We start from the raw sequence: 22346 nt of genomic DNA, 5'->3' as shown, positions 1-22346 counted from the left end.
CCGGGTGGTGACCGGCCTGACCCTCACGGTCCGGTGGCCTGCGGCGTGACCGGCGCGCCCAGTGGCCCGGCGGGGCCCTCCGGCCCGGCGCCGACCCCGCCGACCCCGCCGACTCCGCCGCCGACCCCGCCCACGCTCCCGGCCCCCGCGCCGACCCCGATGCCGCCGATCCCGCCGTCGGGCAGGCCGCCGATCGAGAGGTCGCCGCCCGGTTCCGTACCGAATCCGCCGTCCCCGTCCGCCCCGCTGTCGTCGCCCGCCGTGGCCGCCTGGTCGTCCACCGGCCGGGGGCTGCCCACGGTGGTCGGGCCGGGCGGCGGGGCGGTGGGCGGCGGGCTCGGGGCGGGGCTCGGTCGGCCGGGCCAGGGTGGTGAGGCGGCCCCGGTCGGGCTCGGCGGCGGGGAGGTCCGGGGCTCGTCGCGGGCGTTCGGCCCGAGCCACAGCCGGAACTCCACGATCTCTTCGCCCTCCAGCGCCATGCCGGTGAACTGCCCCCAGATCCGTGCGGGCGCGCCGCCGCCGTTGACCCTGGGCAGCCCGAGCGCCCCGTAGAGCGGTTTCTGCGCGCCGGTGTCCGGGTCCTGCCCCATGACGGCGACCACGGTCGCCAGCTCGGGGGTGTAGCCGGCGAACCAGGCCGCCCGGTCCTCCTCGGCCGTGCCCGTCTTGCCCGCCGCGGGCCGGCCTGCCGACAGCGCGGCCGTACCGGTGCCGCCGTCCACGACGCTCTGGAGGACGGCGGTGGTGGTGTCGGCGGCCTCCCGGTCGATGACCTGTTTGCTTCTCCGTCCGGGCAGGGGCACCGCCTGGCCGTCCTTGGTGATCTTGGCGACGATCGTGTACGTGCCGTGTCTGCCGTGGTTGGCGAGGGTCGCGTACGCCTCCGCCATGTCCAGGACGCTCGCGGTGGCGGGGCCCAGCGCGATGGAGGGCGAGGGGGTGAGGTCGGGGGTGCTCGCGGGGAGGCCGAGGGCGATCGCGGTCCGTTTGACCCGGTCGGGTCCCACGTCCATCGCCATCTGGGCGTACACCGAGTTCACGGACTTGTCGGTGGCCTCGGTGACGGTGATCGGGCCGTAGGAGCGGCCGTCCTCGTTCTCGGGGGAGTAGGGCCGTCCGCTCCAGCCCTGGACGGTGCGCCGGTCGGTGCCGTCGTAGATCGTGTCGGGGGTGATCAGTCTGCCGTCCTGGGTGCGGGAGCGGTTCTCGAACGCGGCGGCGAGGACGAAGGGCTTGAAGGTGGAGCCGACCTGGTAGTCGCGGCGGGTGGCGTTGTTGACGTACTGCCGGGTGTAGTCGACGCCGCCGTACATGGCGAGGATCCGGCCGGTGGCCGGGTCGATGGAGGCTCCGCCGACCCGGACGTTGCGGTCGGCCTTGCGGTCCGGGTCGAGCCGGGAGGTGACCTGGTCCTCCACGGCGCGGACGAAGGCGTTCTGCTTGGCGCGCTCCAGGGTGGTGGTGATCCGGTAGCCGCCCGCCGCGAGGGTGTTCTCGTCGAGGATGCGGTGGCCGGTCAGATAGTCCTCGACGGCCTGGACCACATAGCCGCGCTGGCCGGAGAGCCCGCCGGCGGGTCTGGCGCGCAGCGGTTCGGGGAAGGTGAGGACGGCTCGTTCGGCGGGGTCCAGCCATTTCTCCTTGACCATGCCGTCGAGGGTGTAGTTCCAGCGGGCGACGGCGGCTCCCCGGTTCTCGGGGTGGAGGCTGGTGTCGAAGGCGCTGGGGGCGTTGAGCAGGGAGGCGAGGTAGGCGCCCTCGGCGGTGTCGATGTCCTCGATGTCCTTGCCGTAGTAGGCCTGGGCGGCGGCCTGGACTCCGTAGGCGTTGCGGCCGAAGTAGCTGGTGTTGAGGTAGCCCTGGAGGATCTCGCTCTTGCTCTGTTCGCGGCTGAGTTTGACCGAGATGAAGAATTCCTTCCATTTCCGCGAGAGGGTCTGTTCCTGGCCCAGGTAGTAGTTCTTGACGTACTGCTGGGTGATGGTGGAGCCGGACTGTTTGCCCTTGCCGGTGAGGGTGTTCCAGGCGGCGCGGACCATGGCCTGGGGGTCGACCGCCCGTTCGGAGTAGAAGTCCCGGTCCTCGGCGGCGAGTACGGCGCGCTGGACGGTGAGGGGTACGTCCGCCAGGGGGACGTTCTCGCGGTTGACCTCGCCGTCGCGGGCGATCTGGGAGCCGTCCTCGTAGAGGTAGACATTGGACTGGGCGGTGGCGGTGGCGTTGGCGGGCGGGATGTGGACGAGGGCGTATCCGGCGGCGAATCCGCCGATCAGCAGCAGTGCGAGGAAGAGCAGCGCGCCGAGTGCGGTCCGCCAGGTGGGGACGAGCCGTCGCCATCCGGTGCGGCGGGGCCGCCGGCGTCCGGACCCCGGCCCGGACCTCGACCCGGACCCGCGTCCGGGCTCCGGCTCCGGTGCGGTCGCGGGGGCGGTCGCGTCCCTGGTCGGCCGGCCCGGTTGCTGTGACGGCTCCTCACTCATGCGCCCATAGTGCACTTTTACCGGGAATATCCCCTGTATCCTCCCTGCTTTCCCGCATAAATACTTCGCGGGCTTCCACCCGGCCGCACTAGGGTCTGTCCCTTTGGCATCGGCGGGCGGGAGGGCGGACGGGTGCGGCTGTACGGCGTGGTGGCGGCCGGGGGATTCCGGCGCTTCGCGACCTACCGGGTGGCGACGGCGGCGGGGATCTTCACCAACACCGTCTTCGGTTTCATCATGGCGTACACCTATATCGCCCTCTGGGACGAGCGTCCCCGGCTCGGCGGCTACGACGTGTCCGAGGCGCTCACCTATGTCTGGCTCGGCCAGGCGCTGCTGATGGCGTGCGCCATGATGGGCGGCGGCTTCGAGGACGAGCTGGTCGAGCGGGTCCGTACCGGCGACATCGCCGTCGACCTCTACCGGCCCGTCGACCTTCAGCTCTACTGGCTGGCGGGCGATCTGGGCCGGGCGGCCTTCCATCTGCTGGGCCGGGGGGTGGCCCCGATGGCCTTCGGGGCGCTCGCCTTCGAGCTGGCGCTGCCGGGGTCCGTGCTGACCTGGGCGGCGTTCCTGGTGTCGGTGGCGCTCGGGGTGCTGGTGAGCTTCGCGATCCGCTTCGTGGTGGCGCTGTCGGCGTTCTGGCTGCTGGACGGCGCGGGGGTGATGCAGATCAGCTGGCTGGCGGGGCTGTTCTTCTCGGGGATGATGCTGCCGCTCAATATCTTCCCCGGGGCGCTGGGCGAGGTGGCCCGCGCGCTGCCCTGGTCGGCGCTGCTCCAGGTGCCGGCGGATGTGCTGCTGGGCAAGAGCACCGGGTGGGGGCTGGCGGGGGCGTTCGCCTTCCAGGCGGGGTGGGCGGTGGCGCTGCTCACGGCGGGGCGGCTGCTCCAGAGCGCGGCGACGCGCAGGGTGGTGGTCCAGGGTGGCTGAGCCTCTGTCCGACCAGCTGGAAGAGGGCCCGGAGTCCGCCGTACGGGCCCTGCGGAACGGGCTGCGCGTCTACGGCCTGATCGTCGCGATGTGGGTCCGCTCCACGATGACGTACCGCGCGTCCTTCCTGATGACGACCCTCGCCGGTTTCACGGTGACCGCTCTCGACTTCATCGCGATCCTGCTGATGTTCTCGCACGTGGACGCGCTGGGCGGCTACAGCCTCGGCGAGATCGCCTTTCTCTACGGCGCGGTCGGCACCGCCTTCGGACTGACCGATCTCACCATGGGCTCGGTGGACCGGCTCGGCCGCCGGGTGCGCGACGGCACGCTGGACGCCCTGCTCGTGCGCCCCGCCCCGGTGCTGGCCCAGTTCGCGGCCGACCGGTTCGCGCTGCGCCGGCTGGGCCGGATCACCCAGGGCCTGCTGGTTCTGACGTACGGACTGATCACGGTGGATGTCGACTGGACCCCGCTCAAGGCGCTGATGGTGCCGATGATGGTGCTCAGCGGCTCGGCGATCTTCGCGGCGGTGTTCGTGGCGGGGGCCGCCTTCCAGTTCTGGGCGCAGGACGCGGCGGAGGTCCAGTCGTCCTTCACCTACGGCGGCAGCACGCTGTTGCAGTACCCGCCGACGGTCTTCGCCGAGGATCTGGTGCGCGGGGTCACCTTCATCGTGCCGCTGGCCTTCGTCAACTGGCTGCCCGCGCTGTATGTGCTGGGGCGGCCCTATCCGCTCGACCTGCCGCAGCAGCTCGCCTTCGCGCCGCCCCTGGTCGCCGCCGTCTGCTGCTGGGCGGCGGCACTGGCCTGGCGGGCGGGGCTTCGTTCCTACCGGAGTACGGGAAGTTGAGTACCGACATGGCTGACATGGCCGACATGATCGAAGTGGACGGCGTGGAGAAGGTCTTCACCGTGCGCCGCCGGGCCGGCCTGCTGCGCCGGGAGAAGCGCGAGGTGCGCGCGGTGGACGGGATCAGCTTCCGGGTGGCGCGCGGCGAGATGGTCGGCTACATCGGGCCCAACGGCGCGGGGAAGTCCACCACCATCAAGATGCTCACCGGAATCCTCACCCCCAGCGGCGGCCGGGTGCGGGTCGCGGGCATCGACCCGGCGCGCGAGCGCACCCGGCTGGCGCGCCGGATCGGGGTGGTGTTCGGGCAGCGCACCACGCTCTGGTGGGATCTGCCGCTGAAGGACTCGTACCGGCTCGCCCACCGGATGTACCGGATCCCGGACCGCCGCTTCCGGGAGAACCTCGACCGGTGCGTCGAGCTGCTCGATCTGGCGGAGCTGCTGGACGTTCCCGTACGCCAGCTCTCCCTCGGCCAGCGGATGCGCGGCGACATCGCGGCGGCGCTGCTGCACGATCCGGAGGTGCTCTATCTGGATGAGCCGACGATCGGGCTGGATGTGATCTCGAAGGCGAAGGTACGGGGGTTTCTGCGGCGGCTGAACACGGAGAGCGGGACGACGGTGCTGCTCACCACGCACGATCTGACCGATATCGAGCAGCTCTGCGGCCGGGTGATGGTCATCGACCACGGGCGGCTGATGTACGAGGGTTCGCTGGACGGGCTCCACGCGGCGGGCGGGAGTGAGCGGACGCTGGTGGTGGACCTGGAGCGCGAGCTGCCGCCGATGGTGACGGAGCTGGCCCGTACGGTACGGGTCGAGGGGCCGCGCCAGTGGCTGGCCTTCCCGGCCTCGCAGTCGGCCGCGCCGCTGGTGGCCGCGCTGGCGGAGCGGTATCCGGTCGCGGATCTGTCGGTGCGGGAGCCGGAGATCGAGACGGTGATCGCGAAGATGTACGCGGAACGGCCCGCCCCGGACCCGGAACCTGACCCCGACCCCGACCCGGTACCGGTGTCCGGCGGCTGAGGATCCCGTGGATCCCCTGTGGATCCCCGTACGGCCCGGTCGCGCGGTGGTCCCCCCAGCCCCGCCGTACCCGCCCGGGAACTCCACGTGCACGCTGGGAGTACCTGAGGCAGGGACAATGCGCACGGGGTGCGCGCGGACAGGTGGAGTGGATGAATCGCACAGCAGGGAAAGAACCGGGCGAGGGCGGCGGCGGGGGACGCCGGACGGGGCTCCCCTCTTTCGCGTACACCGAGGCGGACGCCGAGAAGCAGCGCGGCGTCCGGCGGATGAAACTGTTCGCGACCGGGCTGCTGGTCTTCGTCGCGGTGGTCTTCGCCCTCGCGACCTGGGCCAAGAGCGCCGGAGCGGGCCCCTGGGCCGGCTATGTGGCGGCGGCGGCCGAGGCGGGCATGGTCGGCGCGCTCGCCGACTGGTTCGCGGTGACCGCGCTCTTCCGGCACCCGCTGGGCGTTCCGATCCCGCACACCGCGATCATCCCGAACAAGAAGGACCAGCTCGGGGCCTCCCTCGGCTCCTTCGTCGGGGAGAACTTCCTCTCCGAGGACGTGGTCCGCGCCCGGCTGCGCTCGGTCGGCGTCGGCCGTCGGCTGGGCGACTGGCTCTCCGAGCCCGACCACGCCGACCGGGTCACGTCCGAGCTGTCCACCGCGCTGCGCGGCGCGCTCACCGTGCTGCGGGACTCCGACGTCCAGGCGGTGGTGGGCGAGGCGATCACCCGGCGCGCGAACAGCGCCGAGATCGCGCCGACGGTCGGCAAGACGCTGGAGAAGGTCGTCGGCGACGGGGCGCACCGCCGTGCCGTGGATCTGATCGCCGCCCGCGCCCATGACTGGCTGGTCGCCCACGAGGCTCTGGTGATGGACACGGTCGAGGGCGGCGCGCCCGGCTGGACGCCGCGGTTCGTCGACCGGAAGGTGGGGGACCGGGTCTACCGGGAGCTGCTGCGTTACGTCACCGAGATGCGGGACGCGCCGGAGCATCCGGCGCGCGGGGCGATCGACCGGTTCCTGCGCGACTTCGCCTCCGACCTTCAGTCGGACACCGAGACCCGGGCGAGGGTGGAACGGCTGAAATCGGATCTCGTCTCCCGTACGGAGGTGCAGGATGTGATCGCCTCGGCGTGGTCCTCCGTACGCACCATGATCATTTCGGCGGCCGAGGACGACCGGAGCGAGCTGCGGCTGCGGGCCCGTGCCTCGCTGCTCTCGCTGGGCGCGCGGCTGGCCACCGATGAGCGGCTCCAGTCCAAGGTGGACGGCTGGGTCGAGGACGCGGCGGTCTATGTGGTGACCACCTACCGGGGTGAGATCACCTCGCTGATCTCCGAGACGGTGGCGAGCTGGGACGCCGAGCACACCTCGCGGAAGATCGAGGCGCACATCGGCCGCGATCTCCAGTTCATCCGGATCAACGGCACGGTCGTCGGCGCGCTGGCGGGGCTGCTGATCTATACGGTGGCGCACGGGCTGGGCGGCTGACCGGCCTCGGCCGACCCGCTGTCGCGGGTCGGCCGCCGGTGATCGCCGTCGGCGTCCGGCGTCGGCGTCAGCGGAAGAGCTGGCCGCGTACGGCTCCGTCGGGGAACTCCGGGGTGTGGATGTTGGAGTAGTAGTTCCCGGGGGCCTCGCGGACCCGCTTGACGGCGTCGCGCGACTGGCCGGTCAGCTCGCCGGAGACCGCGAAGACGCCGTCGGGGACGGGCCGGTCGAAGAAGTTGAAGACGACCTCGCCGTTCTTGCCGAACTCGCCCCGGTGGATGTGGCCGAGGGACGGGCTCTGGACATTGAGCCAGGCCAGCGAGTAGTCGACGGTGGTGCCGCGGGGCCTGAGGAAGGTGACCGCGTGCCCGTCGGGGTCGCCGACCTTGGACGTGTCGCTCTTCGGGACCTCCTGCTCGCCGTCGGAGAACGCGCGCAGCGGGCCGCCGCGGATGACGCCGAGCGGGTTGACGGGGCCCTTCACCGGCTTGAGCTGCCCCCGGACCGCGCCGCCGGGGAATTCGGCGCTGTGCAGATTGACGTAGAACCCGGCGGGGTCGGTACGGATCCGCTCGGCCAGCCCCGCGTCGGTCACCGTGGTGCGCCCGGCCGCCGCGTCCACGCTGTCGGGCATGGCGCTGCCGAAGAGGGAGACCTTGAGCGCGCCGTTCTCGCCGGCCGCGCCCTGGTGGATGTGGCCGAGGCTGGGCACCAGGCCCTTCCAGCGCAGCGCGAAGGTGACGCGGTCGCCCTTCACGGTGATCAGCGCGGTCGCGCTGCCGTCGGGGTCGTCGACGGCGGGCCCGCCGGGTACGGGCACCTCCTGGTCCCCGGAGAGCCTGGCGGTGTACGCGGCGGCGGGGCCGGCCGGGGCGGGGGTGCTGACGGCGTGGTGGTCCTGGGCCCCCACCCGGCCGTTCCCGATGCCGCCGGTCCCGTGTATGCCGTGGTTCCCATGGCTGCCGCCGTCGTGCGCGGCGGCGGGGGCCACGCCCGCCGCTCCGAGGAGTACGGCGCTCGCCGCCACGGAAAGGAATCGCTTCTGCATGGTTCCGGGTCCTCTCATGAGGCCGGCCCGTTCGAGCCGGTCGTGGGGACGCACGTGCCGACGGGGCCGTACGGTTCACCCGGGAATTTTCCCCGACTTCGCTGAACCACAGGCGATTTGGAGTCGTTCTCCCTGGCAACCGCATCGCCCAGCCGACCGGGGGGACACCCGTGCCCAGAAGCCGATTCACCGCGTTCGCCGCCGCCCTGCTCGCCCTCGCCCCGGCGACCCTGCTGGCCCTCACCTCCTGCACCAGCCGGGACGACCCCCCCGAGACCACCCCGTCCACGGCGACCGCCCCGGCCCCCGCCCCGGACCTGGCCGCCTCCGTCAAGGTCGCCGACTCACCGTTCGGCAGGATCCTCGTCGACGGCGCCGGCCGCACGCTCTACGGATTCACCAAGGACAAGGCCAAGGGCAAGGACAAGGCAGGCGACAGCGCCTGCGACGCCGACTGCGTCGCCGTCTGGCCCGCCCTCACCGCCACCCGGGGCCTCGAACCCGGCCCCGGCGTCCGGCCCGCCCTCCTGACGGACACCAAGCTCGCCGAAGGAGCCGAACAGGCCGTCTACGGCGACTGGCCCCTCTACTACTACGTCGGCGACGCCACCGCCGGCGAGGTGAACGGCCAGGGCCTGGACGGCGTCTGGTTCGCCGTCGCGCCGGACGGGAAGCTCGTCCGCGAACCTGCCTGAAGTCCCCGCGTTCGCCCTGGTTAGGCTGGGGCATGGCCGCACAGACATACCTCTCCGAGCTGTTCTCCCTGGAAGGCCGCGTCGCCCTGGTGACCGGCGGCAGCTCCGGCATCGGCCGCGCCATCGCCGAGGCCCTCGCCCGCGCGGGCGCGAGCGTCGTGGTCCTCGCCCGCGGCGAGGCGGCCCTCGACTTCACCGTCACCGAACTCACCGCCGCCGGCTGCCGCGCCGCCCGCGTCACCGCCGACCTCTCCGTCCGCGCCTCGGTGCGCACCGCCGCCGAGGAAGCCGCCCAGATCTTCGGCGAGCCCGACATCCTCGTCAACTCCGCCGGCATCAACCTCCGGCCGCCGATGAGCGAGCTGAGCGACGACGTCTGGGACACCACCATGGCGGTGAACCTCGACGCCCCCTTCCTCCTCGGCCGGCGCTTCGGCCCCGCCATGGCCGCCCGCGGCTACGGCCGGATCATCCACATTACCTCCCAGCAGGCCCACCGCGCCTTCGTCCACAGCGGCGCCTACGGCGTCTCCAAGGGCGCCCTCGAATCCCTCGCCCGCTCCCAGGCCGAGGCCTGGTCCCCCCACGGCGTCACCGCCAACACCCTCGTCCCCGGCTTCGTCCCCACCCCCCTCAACGCCCACCTCTCCGCCAACCCCACCCAAGTCGCCGCCCTCGCCGCCCGCACCCTCACCGGCCGCAACGGCCTCCCCCAGGACTTCGCCTCCGCCGCCGTCTTCCTCGCTTCCCCCGCCTCCGCCTACGTCACCGGCCAATCCCTCTTCGTCGACGGCGGCTTCTCGGTCCACTGACCGATCGACAGCGCTCCACCCGGGTGGGCCTCCGTTCCGCCGCCACGGCCCGGAAGCCCCCCGGCGGGTGCCTACACGCTCTCTTCCTCGCCCTCGACCGTCTCGTCGTAGCGACGCGTCGCCACGTCGCAGCGCCCGCTCTCCGACTCGATGCGGTAAGTCGTGCCTCCGGCCGTGTGGTTGACGGAGAACGACGTCCAGCTGTTCTCCGGAACCGAGAAGCTGTACTCGACCATCTTCTTCGGGGTCACGCGCAAAAATCCCTTCTGCGATCTTCGGGCAGGCCTGGTGGCCGCCTGCGAGTGCATGGGTAAATGCCCATATTTATCCCGTATTGCCCATCTGGTGCTTCGGTGCTGCGGAGCGCGCTCTCCCTCTCGTTCGCGCCCGAACGTTGCAAATCCCGCTCACGCCTCCTCCTGTGGTGCGGAGTTGAGGGGGTTCGCCCCAGATGGTGAATGATCGTACACCTGTCCACTCGGATCATGTCGAGAGTTGATCTCTCCCTTCTGTGGGGGCTGAAGAGGTCGACATGGGGCATATGAGAGTTATGCCCATCCCTCGATATAGCAACTCTTCATCCTGGTGGCCTTGATGAAGTGAAAGCCGTACGATCGGCTGAGCCACAGGGGCGAGAGGGGTGTGTGGGACTGATGCAGGACTTCGCGGTCTGGTTGGTGGAGATGTTGCGCCGGCGAGACATGTCGCAGAAGGAGTTGGCCGCTCTGGTGGGGGTCACACCCGCCGCGGTGAACGCCTGGGCGCACAACAGGACCGTCCCGCGCCGCGAGAAGATCGAGGCCATAGCCAAGGCCCTCGAAGTCACCGTCGCCGACGCCGTGATTCGCCGGCCGCCGGAAGCCACCGCGTCCGAGGTGGAGTGGATCTTTCAGAAGGCCCCGGAGGACGGCAGTCGGAACGGGGGCAACGCGGCGGCGTACGCGTTCGCGGCCAACCTTGAGGTGCTCGCCCGCGAGGCCACCCAGAACAGCCTCGACGAGCGCTTCAAGACCGATCAACCCGTCCACTCGCGCTTCGTGCTGCACGAGCTGACAGGCAGTCGTCTGAAGGACTTCCTGAAGGCCCTGCGATGGGGAGAACTGGAGCCGCACCTCCGGGTCGCGGCGGACCCCCGGCAGAAGGCCGGACGGGTCCTGGCGGACGGCCTGAATCAGCTGGAGCGGACCGGACGCCTCGTGCTGCTCCGCGTCGACGACTACAACGCGAGCGGTCTCACGGGCCCGGAGTACGCCGACGGCCGATTCGCCCGGGTCGTCCGGCGAACGCTGGACAGCGGGAAGGTCGGAACGCAGGGAGGCTCGTACGGCCTCGGGAAGGCGGCGCTCTGGGCGGCGAGCCGCTTCGGCCTGGTGCTGGTGAACAGCTCCCTGTCCGAGAGCCAGGACGGCCGGCACGAGCGCAGGGTGACCGGCAGGCTCGAACTCCCCTGGCACGCACTGGCCGATGAGGAGTACGCGGGACCCGCCTGGTTCGGTGTCAAGGACCCGGACCGCAAGGACTCCGCCCGGTCCTGGTGGGCCGACAGCGCCACGGCGGAATCACTCCATCTGGAGAGAGGCGACTCGGCCCCCGGAACCTCGTTCCTCGTCGTGGGCGCCTACGACGGTTCGGGTGACACCGAGGAGCTGGAGGAGATGTACGAACAGCTCACGTCGGGGGTCGCCCACAACTTCTGGGCCTCCATGGTCGGTTCGGAGGAGTCGGGGCCTCTGCTTCGGGCGTCCGTCACGGCACTGCGCAACGGTCGGATCGTCAGGCCCGAGCGCCCCATCGATCCGCATGAGCACGAGCCGGCGAGATCCCGTGCGGTGAAGGCGTTCCTCGACGGCCGGACCGGGACCGAACTGACCGCACGTGACGATGTGCTGCGGGCGACGGTCTCTCTCGAGCTCCCCGCCCGCAAGGGGGCCGCCCCCGGCGCTCCGACGAGGACCCACGAGGCGGTGCTTCTCGTCACCCCGACGACCGACGACGACCCGACGCCGGACCGCATCACCTTCATGAGGGCCACCCGGATGGTGGTCAGGAGCAAGAGGGTCGGCGACCTTCCCCTGGGGCACCGCCGATTCCAGGCGGTCCTGCTCGCCGGGACGGCGACCGGGAGTGAGGGGCCGGACGCGGAGGAGGCCGAGCAGTTCCTGCGTACGGCCGAACCCCCGGACCACAACGACTGGACCGGTACCGAGGATCTGACCGCCACCTATGTCCGCGGAGCGCGTCAGCGCATTCTCGACTTCAAGAAGGCCGCCGAGCACGCCGTTCGCGATCTGCTGCGGAGCGACGACGAGGAGACGGACGCCGACGAGGGGCCACAGGTCCTGAAGGATCTGCTGAAGCTCGACGCACCCCCCAGGGCGCGCACCCAGGGATTCCCCACGGTGCACGCGGTGGAGGGCGAGGTCGCGGAGAACGGTGCCTGGCGTGTCAGGGTGACGGTGAAGCTGCCCGAGCGGGAAGAGCCGTGGCTCCTTTCCCCCGTTGCGCGATTCGTCGTGCGGTCCGGCACGAACCTGCCCGTCCGATGGGCGGGGACACTGGTCCCGGAACGGGACTGCGAGTTGACGAAGCGCGGGAATCTGCGCTTCAGGGAAGGCGCGAGGCGGGCTGTGTTCAGGGGAGTTACGGACGTGTCGAGCCATCCGGTCGCGGCCGAGATGTCCTGCGTCGAGGTGGACGTGCCGAGGGCCAAGGAGATCGTGGAGTGAAGACCGCCTTTCCCTACCCGATCCTTGTCGGTGACGTCGGACTCACCGTGGAGAAAGTATGGGTGGACAACATTCCGCTCAGCCTCAATTCCATCTCCGACGGCGAGCGGGTGATCGCGCTCCACGCGGTCAAGCGCGAGTGGGACGAGATTCGCATCAAGATATCGGTGTCCGTGGACGCCGACGAGTTGGATTCCGGGCTCTGGTCCTCTCCCGTGTGTGTGGCATCGGTGCGGAACCGGCGGACGAACATACGCCTGTCCTTCCCTCTCCGTCCCGACGGCGAGGGCCGTTGGGACGGAGAGGTGGAACTCCGCCGGGGCGAACACGTGGGGCGCTGTGAGATCGACGCGTGGATCGTGGCCGAGGTGAAGGGTGTCGAGGGTCGCCTGATCGGCAGGGCGGAGAATCCGTGGAGCGCGGACTTCGAGGCCAAGCAGCCGACACGGCAGCGCAGTGTCAAAATGGTGTGGAAGAATTTCCCGGAGCATTCCTTCCTCCACGACTTCCGTGACGATCCCTGGGTTCTTCACGCGGAGGCCGACGAGCCGGTTCTCTATCTCAACTCGGCCGTGGAGGGTTTTCGCGCGCTGCTCGACAACGCATCAGGGGCGGAACAGAAGCTCGCTCGCGAGATCTTGGCGAGCCAGATCGCCTCCGAGGCCTGGACCGCGATGTTCAACACCGCCCTGTACGCGTCCGCGACGGACGGCGATCGGCCGGAGTGGCCCGGGGGATGGCAGGAAGAGGTGCTGCGTCGGATGCTTCCGGACTTCTTCCCCACCAGTTCACCGGACGAGGCGCTTGCCGAACTGGTGGGTCGCCGTGCCAACGGCGAGGGCGGTGCCGATCTGCACGCGCGACTGATGCATGCGGCGACCGTGAGTTCCAAGAAACAGAGAACCGTGGCGAACAGTGTGCGTGCCCTGGCACGTCTCGCCGAGCCCAAGGGGGACGCGTGAGTTCGCGATCACGTTCGAGAACGCCGGACAGGATCGGCCGGTTGGCGGACTCCGCCGCCGCCCGTGCCCTGACTCCCCGGGTTCTGAAGGGGTACGAGAACCTCTCCTTCGCACTCTTCGAGGAAACGGTCGACGAACCCCTCGACGACGGCGTTCGCTGGGCCGTCGCGCCCCTGCGCGAGTTGTTCGACGAGGCGATGCGCCGATTCCCCGAGACGCCCACGGCCGGCGACGCCTGGCTGGCCCCCAGGCTCCACCGCACTCTTCGCCTCACCAGGGCCGAGGCTGCCGACACGGGCATCTGGAACTTCCTCGGCCTGTGCGTGGCACCGGACGTCGTTCGGTGGCGCTGGGGCCGGGGGGAGAGCGGACGGGAAGTGGGGCAGGCCGCCCGGTTCTCCGGTCGGTGGGACGTCCAGTGCTTCTCCCGGCTGTGGTGGGCCGCCGAACTCTTCCGGGACGGCAGGAACTACGCTCCGGCGGAACTCGCCTGCGGGAATCAGGACATCCTGAACACGGTCATGCGACTGGAGATGATCCAACACCGCCCCGCCGCTCAGGCGTTCTTGAGGCTGCACGGAAAAACGGCCCGCACCGGCCGTGACGTCAATGCCGCCGCATCCGTGGCGAACGCCGCCGGCGCGACACTGGTCTACGAGGCCCTGGCCCCCGACGAGCTGTCGGACGCCGAGGCGCTGCGGGAGTGGATTCTCGACGCCGAGGACGCGCCGACCGTCCAGTACGACACCCTGCCCCAGGGGCCGAACGACGGCAGCGTTCCCCACGCCTCGGCCGAGACTTTGACCGCCTGGTTCGAGGAACTCTTCAAGAACGCGCCGGTTCGCGGCAAGACCCGTGAGGCCGGGGACGCCCCTGCGGGCGAGGGGACCGGTTAGCGGCTCAGCTTCTCGTGGATGGCCTGGGCGAGCACACGGCCCAGGCCGACCGGGACCGCGTTGCCGATCTGGCGGGCAATCTCGATCTTGCTGCCGTACCAGAGGAAGTCGGAGGGGAATCCCTGGATCAACGCCGCTTCGAGGTGGGTGATGGGACGGTCCTCGACGGGGTGGAGGTAGCGGCCCTTCTCCGGCTTGTAGAACTCCGTGCGAATGGTCACAGAAGGTCGATCCTCATGCATGCGGCCCATGACGTCGCCGGAGCCCTTCTTGTGCCTGTCCCAGCTCGGAGTGGAAAGATAAGTTTCCTTTCCATTGACGGTCGCCCATTTGCCTTCGAGATCCTTGCGGTTCCCTCCCTTTCCGATCGCCTTGTATCGGGCGATGGAAAGGGGTACGGGTGTTCGTCCGATGTGGAGTTCTGTCGTTTTGTACGGCCCCGGGAGAGTGGTTCCCAGGGGCTTTCCCTCTCGCGTCGGCAATTCCTTTCGGGGGGCCTTCCTGGGGGTGTTCGCAAAGACTGTTTCACCCACGGAGACCCAAGGAAGGGGCTGGTCGGCGGTGCGCTCGCACCCGTCGAGGGTCGCCTGCCGAGCAGATGTTTTGTGGGCGGGCTTTTTGCGGGCGTGCGTGGGGTCGGGGTGGCGCAGGGGCTCACCCTGATCCCTGCGCGTCGCGATCACGATCGCCCGTCGTCTGGCCTGGGGCACCCCGTAGTCCGCCGCGTTGAGGATCTTGTGGTGCACCACGTAGTCGGAGAGCGCTCCGCCTTCCTTCGTTGCCTCGATCAGGCTGTCGAACTCCTCCGAGCGCAGGAAGCGATCCACGTTCTCCAGAATGAAGAACTTGGGCTTGATCGTGGTGACCACCCGCATGTACTCGCGCCAGAGAGTGTTTCGGGGATCTTCGCTCTTCGGGGGCTTCTTCTCCAGATTGTCCCTGTTCAGGGCCGAGAAACCCTGACACGGGGGACCGCCCACCACGACGTCCACCCGGTCCGCGTACGGCTTCGCGTCCCACGTGGCGATGTCCACATTGGCGATGTGCGAGGTGCCGAAGTTCGCCGCGTAGGTGGCTGCCGCCGCCTCGTCGAACTCCACGGCGGCCACCGACTCGAAGGGCGAGGAGCCCGGGCCCTGAGGTTCGTACGAGCGAAAGCCGGCCGAAAATCCGCCGGCACCCGAGAACAGGTCCACCACTTTGATCTTGGTCTCGTCGCGCGCTGAGTCCGTCGCGGTGTCACTGGTGGGGGTCGCCATGGGGAGTGAGTCTACTGCCGGCTGATCGATCAAAACGGGTCGACCTTGCTTGTCGGGCTCCCCGCCACCGCAGTGGCTGATTCCTGATCACGCCCTGCGCGACGAGTGACGCAGCGCGTCCATGATCCGTCCGCCGAGCGCGGCTGCGACCGGTGGAGGTGTGGCCTGGCTGATCTGCCGGTACGCGGACGTCTTCCTGCCGGAGATCTTCCAGTCGTCGGGAAACCCCTGGAGCAGCGCCACCTGATCCACGGTGATCCTGGGCAGTCCGAACCGGGGCTCGACCCCGAAGTTCCGCCGGAAGTCGGCGTCCGGCACAGCGTCGCCGATGCTGCCTCCGTAGACGCCGTGGCGGGCCCAGATGGCCTTCGCTCTGCTCGCCCCGAGATCCGCGCCTCCTCGACCGGTGGCTCCGCCCATGATCAGAGGCGCGGGCTCCGACGCCCCGGCTGCCCAGTCATCCGCCTCCGGCCAGCCGTTCGAGGCCATCGAGGCGTGCAGTGTCTCCCCCAGGGTGGGGCAGGCATCTCCGGACGGCTCGGGCCATGCGAAACAGGCCATGTCATCGGGGTGCATCGCCACGATGAATCCGTGCGGTCGGCGTTGAGGCACTCCGAAATCGGTGGAGTGCAGCACGGACGACTCCATGGCGTATCCGAGATCCTCGACGGCCTCGTGCACCGCGTTCCGTTCGGCATTGAACTTCGCCGATTGCAGAAAGCCGGGAATGTTCTCCAGCACCAGGACTCGGGGGCGGACGTAGGAAGCCATGTCGAGCGCGGCTCTCAATGCGTCACGGGTGTCACCGCCGGCGAGTTGCTTCCCGGCGATCGAGTAGGGGGAACGAGGCAGGCCGCAGCTCAGGACGTCGGCGTGGTCCAGGGGAGCGTGATTCGCGGGCTCGATCGTGTTGATGTCCTCGTGGACCGTGTACCAACCGGGTCGGTTGAGGGTGAGGGTCGCGCAGGTGTCGGCGTCGATGTCGACCGCGCCGACGATGTCGAATCCGGAGCGTTCGAGCCCCAGTGCCTGGCCACCGACGCCCGCGCACAGCTCGATCGCGGTGAAACGTCGTTCCCCCACCCGTGCCTCCTCGCGGTGACCGCCCGAAGCCCCATGGTAAGCGCGTGCACTCTGCGCACGGCCACTCCGGGCGGGTTCCGCGATCTCACTTCACCGGGCCGTGTCCCCGGAGTCGATGGTGGTGAAGCGCAGCACCTTGCCGTCGCTGCTGCGGGCCGACGCGGGAGCGACGAAGGTGAACGCCATGACGACCTGGCCGGGCTCGACGGTGCCGGTCGCCTCGATCCCCGCCCTGTGCGCCGGCTCCACCACGGGATAGAGGCACACCACACCGCGCCGCTCCGCCACGAGTCCCTCGACCGTGTCGTTGCCGCCGTGGGACAGGGCGCCGGCGATGCGAAGGGCCGCCGGTCGGTGCTTGGGCTCGCTGATGGCACCGAACGCGTCCCCTCTGCGGCGTCGCCGGCCGAACCAGGAGAAGGCGCGGGACGACGCGCCGACGGAGCACCGGTTGTTCTTGGAGATGTGCTGCGGGGCGATCACCGTCCAGTCGTCGACCTGCGACAGGCGGGTGATCTCCTTGAGGTAGGCGAGATGGGGGCCGAAACGCCCGGGAGCGTCCCACTTCAGTGCTTGGACCAGGTCGAGGAACTCCTCGGCGTCGAGCCGTCCGGCCAGCGCGTTGAAACGGTGGTGGGTGTCGCCGTCGCCGAAGTTGTAGGAGAAGGCGTCGGGCGAGTCGGGCAGTGACTCCAGGACCGGAGTCCACAGCGCCGTGTTGTGCCGCAGTGCCGCCACCCCCGACGGGTAGGCCGTCGGTTCCTCCCACTTCCCCGGGGAGTGGATCTCCACCAGCCTGGTGTTGTACATCTTGTTCGCGCTCGCGGGCTTCAGCCAGGACAGATGCTGCGAGACCAGTGGCGGCACCCGCTCGGGCGTGACCTGGGGCTCGCCGTCGATCAGTACCGAGTACTGCTCCAGCTGGCCGCGGAAGCTCTCCTCGTCGCGGCAGATCGCCTCGAACGCTTCGTAGAGGTCGATGTCCTTGGTGCCCATGGTCTCGTCACGGCCCAGGTAGAGCCGGACCAGGTCCCGGTACCCCTTGCGGAAGCCGAACCAGCGGCCCATCTGCATCAGGGTGGACGCGTTGTTCGTCCGGCGACGGTAGTAGGTGACGGTCAGGCCTTCGACGGTGAAGCCCCGGGCGAGTTTCTGTCCGCCGATGAGGATCTTCCACAGGGGGCGCTTGTCGAAGTCGGCCTCCCCGTTCTCGATGTCCTTGTCGCCGTTGACGACGATGATCGGTTGATCGTCGCCCCCGATGCGGATCGCGGCCGCACCGATGTACGGGGAGAGGTCGTCGTACGAGGCGGGGGTGGGGAAACCGTCGGAGCGAACCCGGGAGACCGGCGCGACGTCGTTGTCGAACAGCTCGCGGAGGCGGGCGTGGCCCGAGGCCCCCGTGTAGCCGGCGGACCACCACATCTTGTGCACGCGCCCCCTGAGTTCGCGGTGGTCGGCGGTGCGCACGGACTCGTGGATGAGCATGGTGTGGTGCTGGAAGTGGCGGTCGCCCAGACCGTTGTCCTCGCGGTAGAGCTTCATGGCGGCGGTGAGGACGAACATGTCCATCGCGCTCTGCAACGCCGTGTCGTCCTCTTCGGAGTCCAGGAGGATGTCGCGGACATGGGCCTTCTCGTTGGAGTTCGCGAAGGTCCTCTCCTCCCGGGGGATCGGGGAATCCAGATCGTGGAAGTTCTGGACCCCCATGTATCCCTCCGGGCGCGGGAGGGAGACGATGAAGTCCTTGGGGAAAATGTCCTCGGTGTCGCTCGGGTCGATGAATACATTGGCGAACGGAGTCGCTGTGTATCCGACGTACTGCGCACGAGGAAGGATCTTGAGGAGTTCCGAGATCTTTTTGTTGATGGCGGTGCGTTCCGAATCCGGCCTGTTCGGATTCGAGGTGTTGACCGATGCCTCGTCGGATTCGTCGTCGATGATCAGGACCGGGATCTCCGTGAGCGGAGTCTTGATCTTGCCGAGGTCCTTGACCAGCTTGGTGAGGACCTGGCTGTTCTTCTTGACCACCATGAGTCGAGCCTGGGAACGGTGCAGATTCCTGGGGTCGTGAAGCGGGAGCGCGGGTTCCTGCTTGTCGAACTCCAGGGCGATGATCCCCTGAAGGAGGCTCTTGTAGTCGTTGTCCCGTGTGGTCATCCGGACGATGTCGAAGCCTCCGAGCGCGGAGGGAAGCCCGCCGTGGGACAGGAACCTGCCCTGGGGCCAGGCCGGGTCGTCCGCGTAGTCGGACTCGTACTCGGAAGCGCCGCGCAGAATGTTCTCGCGTCCCACCAGCTCCATGTCCAGTCGCCGCTGGGTCTGCGCGCGCAGCAGATTCAGGGTCCCCCCGAGCACGATGACCAGGCGGTAGCCGGCGTCCACGGCCTTGGCGATGACACCGGTGAAGTTCGCCGTCTTTCCGGACTGGACATAACCGACGACCAGTCCCTTGGACTGGTAGGCGGTCTCGGAGGTCGGGTCGGCGAGGCGTTCCACCACCCGGTCCGAGGCCGAGTCGAGGCTCGCGATCGCGGTCTCCGGCCATTTCTTCTGCTCCGACAGCAGCCGGCGGTACGCGGGCCAGTACCAGCTTCGACCCTGCTGGGACTGAGGGGTGTACCAGGGAGTGAAGGTTTCACTGATCACGACGGGTCCGGACGCCCGCGGTACCGGTACCAACAGGTCGAGAAGCCGCTGGGTGTCGTCCGACAGGCCGAGAAGGGCCAGGGTCGTGGCACGACGCTCGTCCGTGCGGGATTCCGAATCCGTCCACGGAGGGTTCTCCAGGTAGTCCCACTGGGTGAGCTGCTTGCGCCACAGTTCCACCAGTTGATCCGTGGGATGGGCGGCGGCGAGTGTCTCGCGGAAGTCCTCCTCCGTGGCGAGGGAATCCGCCTCGGGACCCTCGTCCTCGGCCTGGTAGGAGAGCGCGCGCAACAGGTTCTTGGGGCGGCTGTCCATGCCCGCGAGTGCCGAGGTGTGCAGGGTGATTCGGAGTGTTTCGGTTTTTTTCATCGATGATTCCTCGGCCTTACGGAACGGTGATGTCGACCAGGGCGGCGGGTGGTTCGCCCGCCGTTCTCGCAGCGCTGATGTCGAGGGTGTAGGTGACATTTCGAATTCGGTCGCGAAATTGCCTCGGGACCGACTCGGTGTGCAGACGGGGCAGTGACTCGTCGACGAGGAGGGACACGGGGGCGGTGCGCAGGCGCCAGCGTTCGTCGTCCGGGGCGTCGGAGACCCAACCTGCCGCGTCGAGCAGCCTGTCGAGTCGATCCGTCATGGCCGGGGCCTCCTCGCCCACCGCCCGGCGGACGGAGTGGACACAGTCGGAGAGCGTGCGGCCGCCCTTCCCGCCGCGAGTGAGTTGCAGCGAGACCATCCACAGGGGGCGGCCCGGCGTGGGGGTGAGCTGGCCGAGCCCGTGAACGGTGTGGCATCGCTGCTCGGACGACGTGGTCTTCACCTCCACGTCCATGTCGGGCAGCCCGAAGTCGTGCTCCTCCCCCTCCGGCCCCTTCCAGGACTCGACCGCGGTGTGCCAACCGTCCGCACGGGCGATCGACGCGAGGGCCGAGAGTTCGCCGATCAGTCCGATGCGCTTCTCGGGGCTCGCCCCGCGTGGGCGGTCGAGCAGAGCGCTCCAGGCTCGTACCGTCTCCCCGAAGGCCTGGTCGAGGGTGCGCTCGTGCGTCACGATGCGGTCGGCGACGGCATTCAGGAGGTCATGGAAATCTCGGACGAGGGCCGCCTGTGTCGTTCGAATGCGAGCCATGCGCATACCCCTCTCCGCGATCTGATCGATGCGGATGGACGGCAGCGGCGAGAGCGGTGGGCGATGGCGTCGGTCCAGTTCGACGTAGAGGGCGATTCCACTGTCGCCGTCCCCCACGACATAGGAGACCTCGGGGTGGGCGGAGGGGGCGGACAGGCGGTAGGTCGTCGCCTGATTCTCTCCGAGGTAGTGCTCGACGGACTGCCACGGGACATGCGGTCCGTCAGTCATCGTCCGCCACTCTGTCCAGCTCGGCCCGGGCCGCGGAGACGAGGATCGACTGCCACAGCTGAAGGTTGTCCTTCTCCCGGCTGCCGCTGTACTCCTTCTCGAAGACCTGGTGAAGAAGGACGTACATCAGGGATTTGACCAGGGGGGCGTCGTTGACGCTGCCGCGGCGGCCGCCGAGAATCGCCGTGCGGTAGTGCTTGTTCAGAAGTACCGTACGGTTCTCGCGGTCGATCTCGAAGAAGAGTTCGTTGTCGAGCTTCTGCCATTGGAAGGCGATCGGCTCTTCCCCGGGGATCAGGGGCAATTCTTCCTCGATCGTCTCACGCACTGCGGGAGCGAGTCCCCTGCCGGGCGGGAGGACCGGTTTGCGGGTGGTGCCGGAGCGCTTGCGGGCCTCGCGATACACGGCTTCGGCGGTCCGCAGGTAGTCGAGGAAGGTGTCACCGCCCGGGGCCGTGGCCCTCTCCAGCGCGGAAGAGTACTCGGGTGATGTCTCCACCCCCGACTTCTTGACCGTGAGACGGAAGACGTCGCCGGTGGTGTCGGGGAGATCGACGGCGATTCTCGCGAGGGAGAGGTGCTGCTCCGGTTGCCGGAAATTGTTCCAGCCCCCGGCCTGCACCAGCCGATTGTGACGGTAGAAGTAGAAACCCTGCCGATCCATCACCGTGCCCACGGCCCTGTACTCGTCCAAGTTGGACTTGGGGGTCCAGATGTGGGCGTCGAGCGCGATGCCCCCGACCGACGGAATCGTGGCCGTGAATCTGCGGGGATGATCGGGGTGCCCCGGAACCGGATATCCGAACGGGTCGAGCGGTTCGACGCCGAAATTCATGTAGATCGTGCCGGTGCGCACTTCCTCGACCGCGATGGTGATGTTGAAATCGTCGCGAGCCAGGAATCGGTGCAGATGAAGACCGAGGTGCAGACCCAGTTTGTTGATCGTGCGATGGAGGTATCGATCGGTCTGCCCGCCGCCCCCGTGCTTGGGGAAGTCCTTGACGCCGTCCCAACGGACCACGGTGCCCTGCCACTCGATCGGGCGCCCGTTGTCGTAGCGGTCGATCAGGGTCTGGGCGTAGTCGGGATCCACGATGTCGCACTGGAAGCCCGCGACGGCCCTCTCCATCTGCCAGCGCCGCCCGGCGGTTCGAGTGCGTTTCGTGGTGCTGACGACGGTGACGGCCGATGCCTGGCTCAGGGAGGCGGACTTGAGGCCGGTGCCGAACATGCCCAGGGCGTCGGACGCGTAGTCACGCCGCCCGCCGACGGTCATCGCCACGTCCAGGGCCTCCTCGTCCATGCCCTTTCCGTCGTCCACGACCAGAAGGCTGACGAGTTGGTCCCCGTCCCGGAGGAAATGGATGACCACGTCCTTCGCCCCCGCGTCGACGGAATTGTCGACGAGATCGGCGATCGCGACTTCGAATCCGTACCCCTGGCTGCTCAGAGCCTCCATGTAGCGCGCATCCGGCGGGAGGTGCTTGCTGCCGGCGACGGGTACGTCGAACTGCCAGTCCTGGGTCATTGTCGCGCCTTGGTCGTCCCGAGTAATTTCACGATCAACAATGACCATATCGGTCGGGTCGGACGGCGGGGCGGTGGTTTTGAACATCGGATCGGGCGGGTGGCTCACGAGGATCGAGGTCCGGCATCACGGGTGCCCGCCTCCTCCCGTGCTCGTCGCACCGCACGGGCGACGGCCTTGGGACTCTCGTGCTCCCAGAAGCGCAGGACGGTCCACCCCTGCGCCCTGAGATGTTCCGTGGTCTCGCGGTCGCGTGCCATGTTCTTGTCGAGCTTCTCGCGCCACCACTCGGCGTTCGCCTTGGGGCGAGTCGCGTGCTGAGGGCATCCGTGCCAGAAACAGCCGTCCATGAAGACCGCCACTTTGGCCGGTCCGAAGACGATGTCGATCGTGCGTCTGCGCATGCCCGGTACGGGCACGTTGACGCGGTAACGGAGGCCTGCCGCGTGGAGGAGCTTGCGCACCGCGATCTCGGGTGCCGTGTCGCGCGAGACCTGGCGACTCATGCGGGCGGACACGGCTGCGGAGGAGGGAACGGCATCGGGCATTCGGG

18 protein-coding genes are annotated in these 22346 nt (G+C 69.0%); 9 read left to right on the top strand and 9 right to left on the bottom strand.

The genetic code is table 11. From position 1 onward, the window contains the following. Positions 1 to 23 precede the first annotated feature (23 nt). Positions 24 to 2480, bottom strand: coding sequence for a transglycosylase domain-containing protein (locus tag ABD371_RS07085; protein ID WP_344473908.1), 2457 nt, complete (start codon positions 2478 to 2480; stop codon positions 24 to 26). A 132-nt stretch (positions 2481 to 2612) separates the two neighbouring features. Between ABD371_RS07085 and ABD371_RS07080 the strand changes: the two genes are divergently transcribed. From ABD371_RS07080 to ABD371_RS07065, 4 genes are all read left to right on the top strand, one after another. After that, positions 2613 to 3413, top strand: a complete 801-nt coding sequence (locus ABD371_RS07080) for an ABC transporter permease (protein WP_344473905.1) — start codon at positions 2613 to 2615, stop codon at positions 3411 to 3413. Further along, the gene (locus ABD371_RS07075; protein WP_344473902.1) at positions 3406 to 4266 is read left to right on the top strand and encodes an ABC transporter permease; all 861 of its coding nucleotides are present in this window, start codon (positions 3406 to 3408) and stop codon (positions 4264 to 4266) included. The genes ABD371_RS07080 and ABD371_RS07075 overlap by 8 nt, the downstream gene beginning before the upstream one ends. Positions 4267 to 4274: 8 nt before the next feature. Continuing rightward, complete coding sequence (locus tag ABD371_RS07070) at positions 4275 to 5294, top strand: ABC transporter ATP-binding protein (protein ID WP_344473900.1); 1020 nt, start codon at positions 4275 to 4277, stop codon at positions 5292 to 5294. 152 nt (positions 5295 to 5446) lie between these two features. Beyond that, the gene (locus tag ABD371_RS07065) at positions 5447 to 6775 is read left to right on the top strand and encodes a DUF445 domain-containing protein (protein ID WP_344473898.1); all 1329 of its coding nucleotides are present in this window, start codon (positions 5447 to 5449) and stop codon (positions 6773 to 6775) included. 67 nt (positions 6776 to 6842) lie between these two features. On the opposite strand, the gene ABD371_RS07060 is transcribed toward ABD371_RS07065, so the two are convergent. Further along, positions 6843 to 7823: a CHRD domain-containing protein gene (locus ABD371_RS07060; protein ID WP_344473896.1), complete on the bottom strand. Its 981-nt coding sequence runs from the start codon at positions 7821 to 7823 to the stop codon at positions 6843 to 6845. A gap of 170 nt (positions 7824 to 7993) precedes the next feature. On the opposite strand from ABD371_RS07060, the gene ABD371_RS07055 reads away from it, so the two are divergent. Then, positions 7994 to 8518 carry a COG4315 family predicted lipoprotein gene (locus tag ABD371_RS07055; protein ID WP_344473894.1) on the top strand — a complete coding sequence of 175 codons (525 nt, stop codon included), beginning with the start codon at positions 7994 to 7996 and terminating at the stop codon, positions 8516 to 8518. Positions 8519 to 8550: 32 nt separating this feature from the next. Beyond that, the gene (locus ABD371_RS07050; RefSeq protein WP_344473892.1) at positions 8551 to 9330 is read left to right on the top strand and encodes an SDR family NAD(P)-dependent oxidoreductase; all 780 of its coding nucleotides are present in this window, start codon (positions 8551 to 8553) and stop codon (positions 9328 to 9330) included. 71 nt (positions 9331 to 9401) lie between these two features. On the opposite strand, the gene ABD371_RS07045 is transcribed toward ABD371_RS07050, so the two are convergent. After that, positions 9402 to 9581: a hypothetical protein gene (locus ABD371_RS07045; RefSeq protein ID WP_344473889.1), complete on the bottom strand. Its 180-nt coding sequence runs from the start codon at positions 9579 to 9581 to the stop codon at positions 9402 to 9404. Between the two features lie 402 nt (positions 9582 to 9983). Between ABD371_RS07045 and ABD371_RS07040 the strand changes: the two genes are divergently transcribed. From ABD371_RS07040 to ABD371_RS07030, 3 genes are read left to right on the top strand one after another with little or no spacing between them, the layout of a single operon-like run. Then, positions 9984 to 12056 carry a helix-turn-helix domain-containing protein gene (locus ABD371_RS07040; protein WP_344474120.1) on the top strand — a complete coding sequence of 691 codons (2073 nt, stop codon included), beginning with the start codon at positions 9984 to 9986 and terminating at the stop codon, positions 12054 to 12056. Further along, positions 12053 to 13018: a hypothetical protein gene (locus ABD371_RS07035; RefSeq protein ID WP_344473887.1), complete on the top strand. Its 966-nt coding sequence runs from the start codon at positions 12053 to 12055 to the stop codon at positions 13016 to 13018. Before ABD371_RS07040 ends, ABD371_RS07035 begins: the two co-directional genes overlap by 4 nt. 41 nt (positions 13019 to 13059) lie before the next feature. After that, a complete protein-coding gene (locus tag ABD371_RS07030; RefSeq protein WP_344473885.1) occupies positions 13060 to 13914 on the top strand; it encodes a DUF6339 family protein in 855 nt (284 codons plus the stop codon). Here the strand turns inward: ABD371_RS07030 and ABD371_RS07025 are convergent. The 6 genes from ABD371_RS07025 to ABD371_RS07000 all read right to left on the bottom strand — a co-directional run bounded on the left by ABD371_RS07025 (position 13911) and on the right by ABD371_RS07000 (position 22341). Then, positions 13911 to 15173 carry a DNA cytosine methyltransferase gene (locus ABD371_RS07025; protein ID WP_344473883.1) on the bottom strand — a complete coding sequence of 421 codons (1263 nt, stop codon included), beginning with the start codon at positions 15171 to 15173 and terminating at the stop codon, positions 13911 to 13913. The genes ABD371_RS07030 and ABD371_RS07025 overlap by 4 nt on opposite strands. 87 nt (positions 15174 to 15260) lie before the next feature. Next, a complete protein-coding gene (locus ABD371_RS07020) occupies positions 15261 to 16256 on the bottom strand; it encodes a DNA cytosine methyltransferase (protein WP_344473881.1) in 996 nt (331 codons plus the stop codon). Between the two features lie 90 nt (positions 16257 to 16346). Continuing rightward, complete coding sequence (locus ABD371_RS07015; protein ID WP_344473879.1) at positions 16347 to 19274, bottom strand: Z1 domain-containing protein; 2928 nt, start codon at positions 19272 to 19274, stop codon at positions 16347 to 16349. Positions 19275 to 19290: 16 nt separating this feature from the next. Next, on the bottom strand, positions 19291 to 20265 hold the full coding sequence (locus ABD371_RS07010) for a PD-(D/E)XK motif protein (protein WP_344473877.1): 975 nt from the start codon (positions 20263 to 20265) through the stop codon (positions 19291 to 19293). Beyond that, a complete protein-coding gene (locus ABD371_RS07005; RefSeq protein WP_344473875.1) occupies positions 20258 to 21793 on the bottom strand; it encodes an ATP-binding protein in 1536 nt (511 codons plus the stop codon). The genes ABD371_RS07010 and ABD371_RS07005 overlap by 8 nt, the downstream gene beginning before the upstream one ends. Positions 21794 to 21897: 104 nt before the next feature. Then, on the bottom strand, positions 21898 to 22341 hold the full coding sequence (locus ABD371_RS07000) for a very short patch repair endonuclease (protein WP_344473874.1): 444 nt from the start codon (positions 22339 to 22341) through the stop codon (positions 21898 to 21900). Between the last annotated feature and the right edge of the window lie 5 nt (positions 22342 to 22346).

Origin of the sequence: Streptomyces amakusaensis, assembly GCF_039532665.1 — a bacterium.
Classification (GTDB): Bacteria; Actinomycetota; Actinomycetes; order Streptomycetales; family Streptomycetaceae; genus Streptomyces; species Streptomyces amakusaensis.
Note: the sequence above shows the minus strand (reverse complement) of the source record. Positions and strands in the feature narration are given on the sequence as shown.

Bases quoted from the DNA above. Each gene is read 5' to 3' on its own strand.
- ABD371_RS07015 (WP_344473879.1), bottom strand. From the start codon at position 19,274: ATGAAAAAAACCGAAACACTCCGAATCACCCTGCACACCTCGGCACTC.
- ABD371_RS07060 (WP_344473896.1), bottom strand. From the start codon at position 7,823: ATGCAGAAGCGATTCCTTTCCGTGGCGGCGAGCGCCGTACTCCTCGGA.
- ABD371_RS07050 (WP_344473892.1), top strand. From the start codon at position 8,551: ATGGCCGCACAGACATACCTCTCCGAGCTGTTCTCCCTGGAAGGCCGC.
- ABD371_RS07010 (WP_344473877.1), bottom strand. From the start codon at position 20,265: ATGACTGACGGACCGCATGTCCCGTGGCAGTCCGTCGAGCACTACCTC.
- ABD371_RS07065 (WP_344473898.1), top strand. From the start codon at position 5,447: ATGAATCGCACAGCAGGGAAAGAACCGGGCGAGGGCGGCGGCGGGGGA.
- ABD371_RS07000 (WP_344473874.1), bottom strand. From the start codon at position 22,341: ATGCCCGATGCCGTTCCCTCCTCCGCAGCCGTGTCCGCCCGCATGAGT.
- ABD371_RS07085 (WP_344473908.1), bottom strand. From the start codon at position 2,480: ATGAGTGAGGAGCCGTCACAGCAACCGGGCCGGCCGACCAGGGACGCG.
- ABD371_RS07005 (WP_344473875.1), bottom strand. From the start codon at position 21,793: ATGACCCAGGACTGGCAGTTCGACGTACCCGTCGCCGGCAGCAAGCAC.
- ABD371_RS07070 (WP_344473900.1), top strand. From the start codon at position 4,275: ATGGCTGACATGGCCGACATGATCGAAGTGGACGGCGTGGAGAAGGTC.
- ABD371_RS07040 (WP_344474120.1), top strand. From the start codon at position 9,984: ATGCAGGACTTCGCGGTCTGGTTGGTGGAGATGTTGCGCCGGCGAGAC.
- ABD371_RS07025 (WP_344473883.1), bottom strand. From the start codon at position 15,173: ATGGCGACCCCCACCAGTGACACCGCGACGGACTCAGCGCGCGACGAG.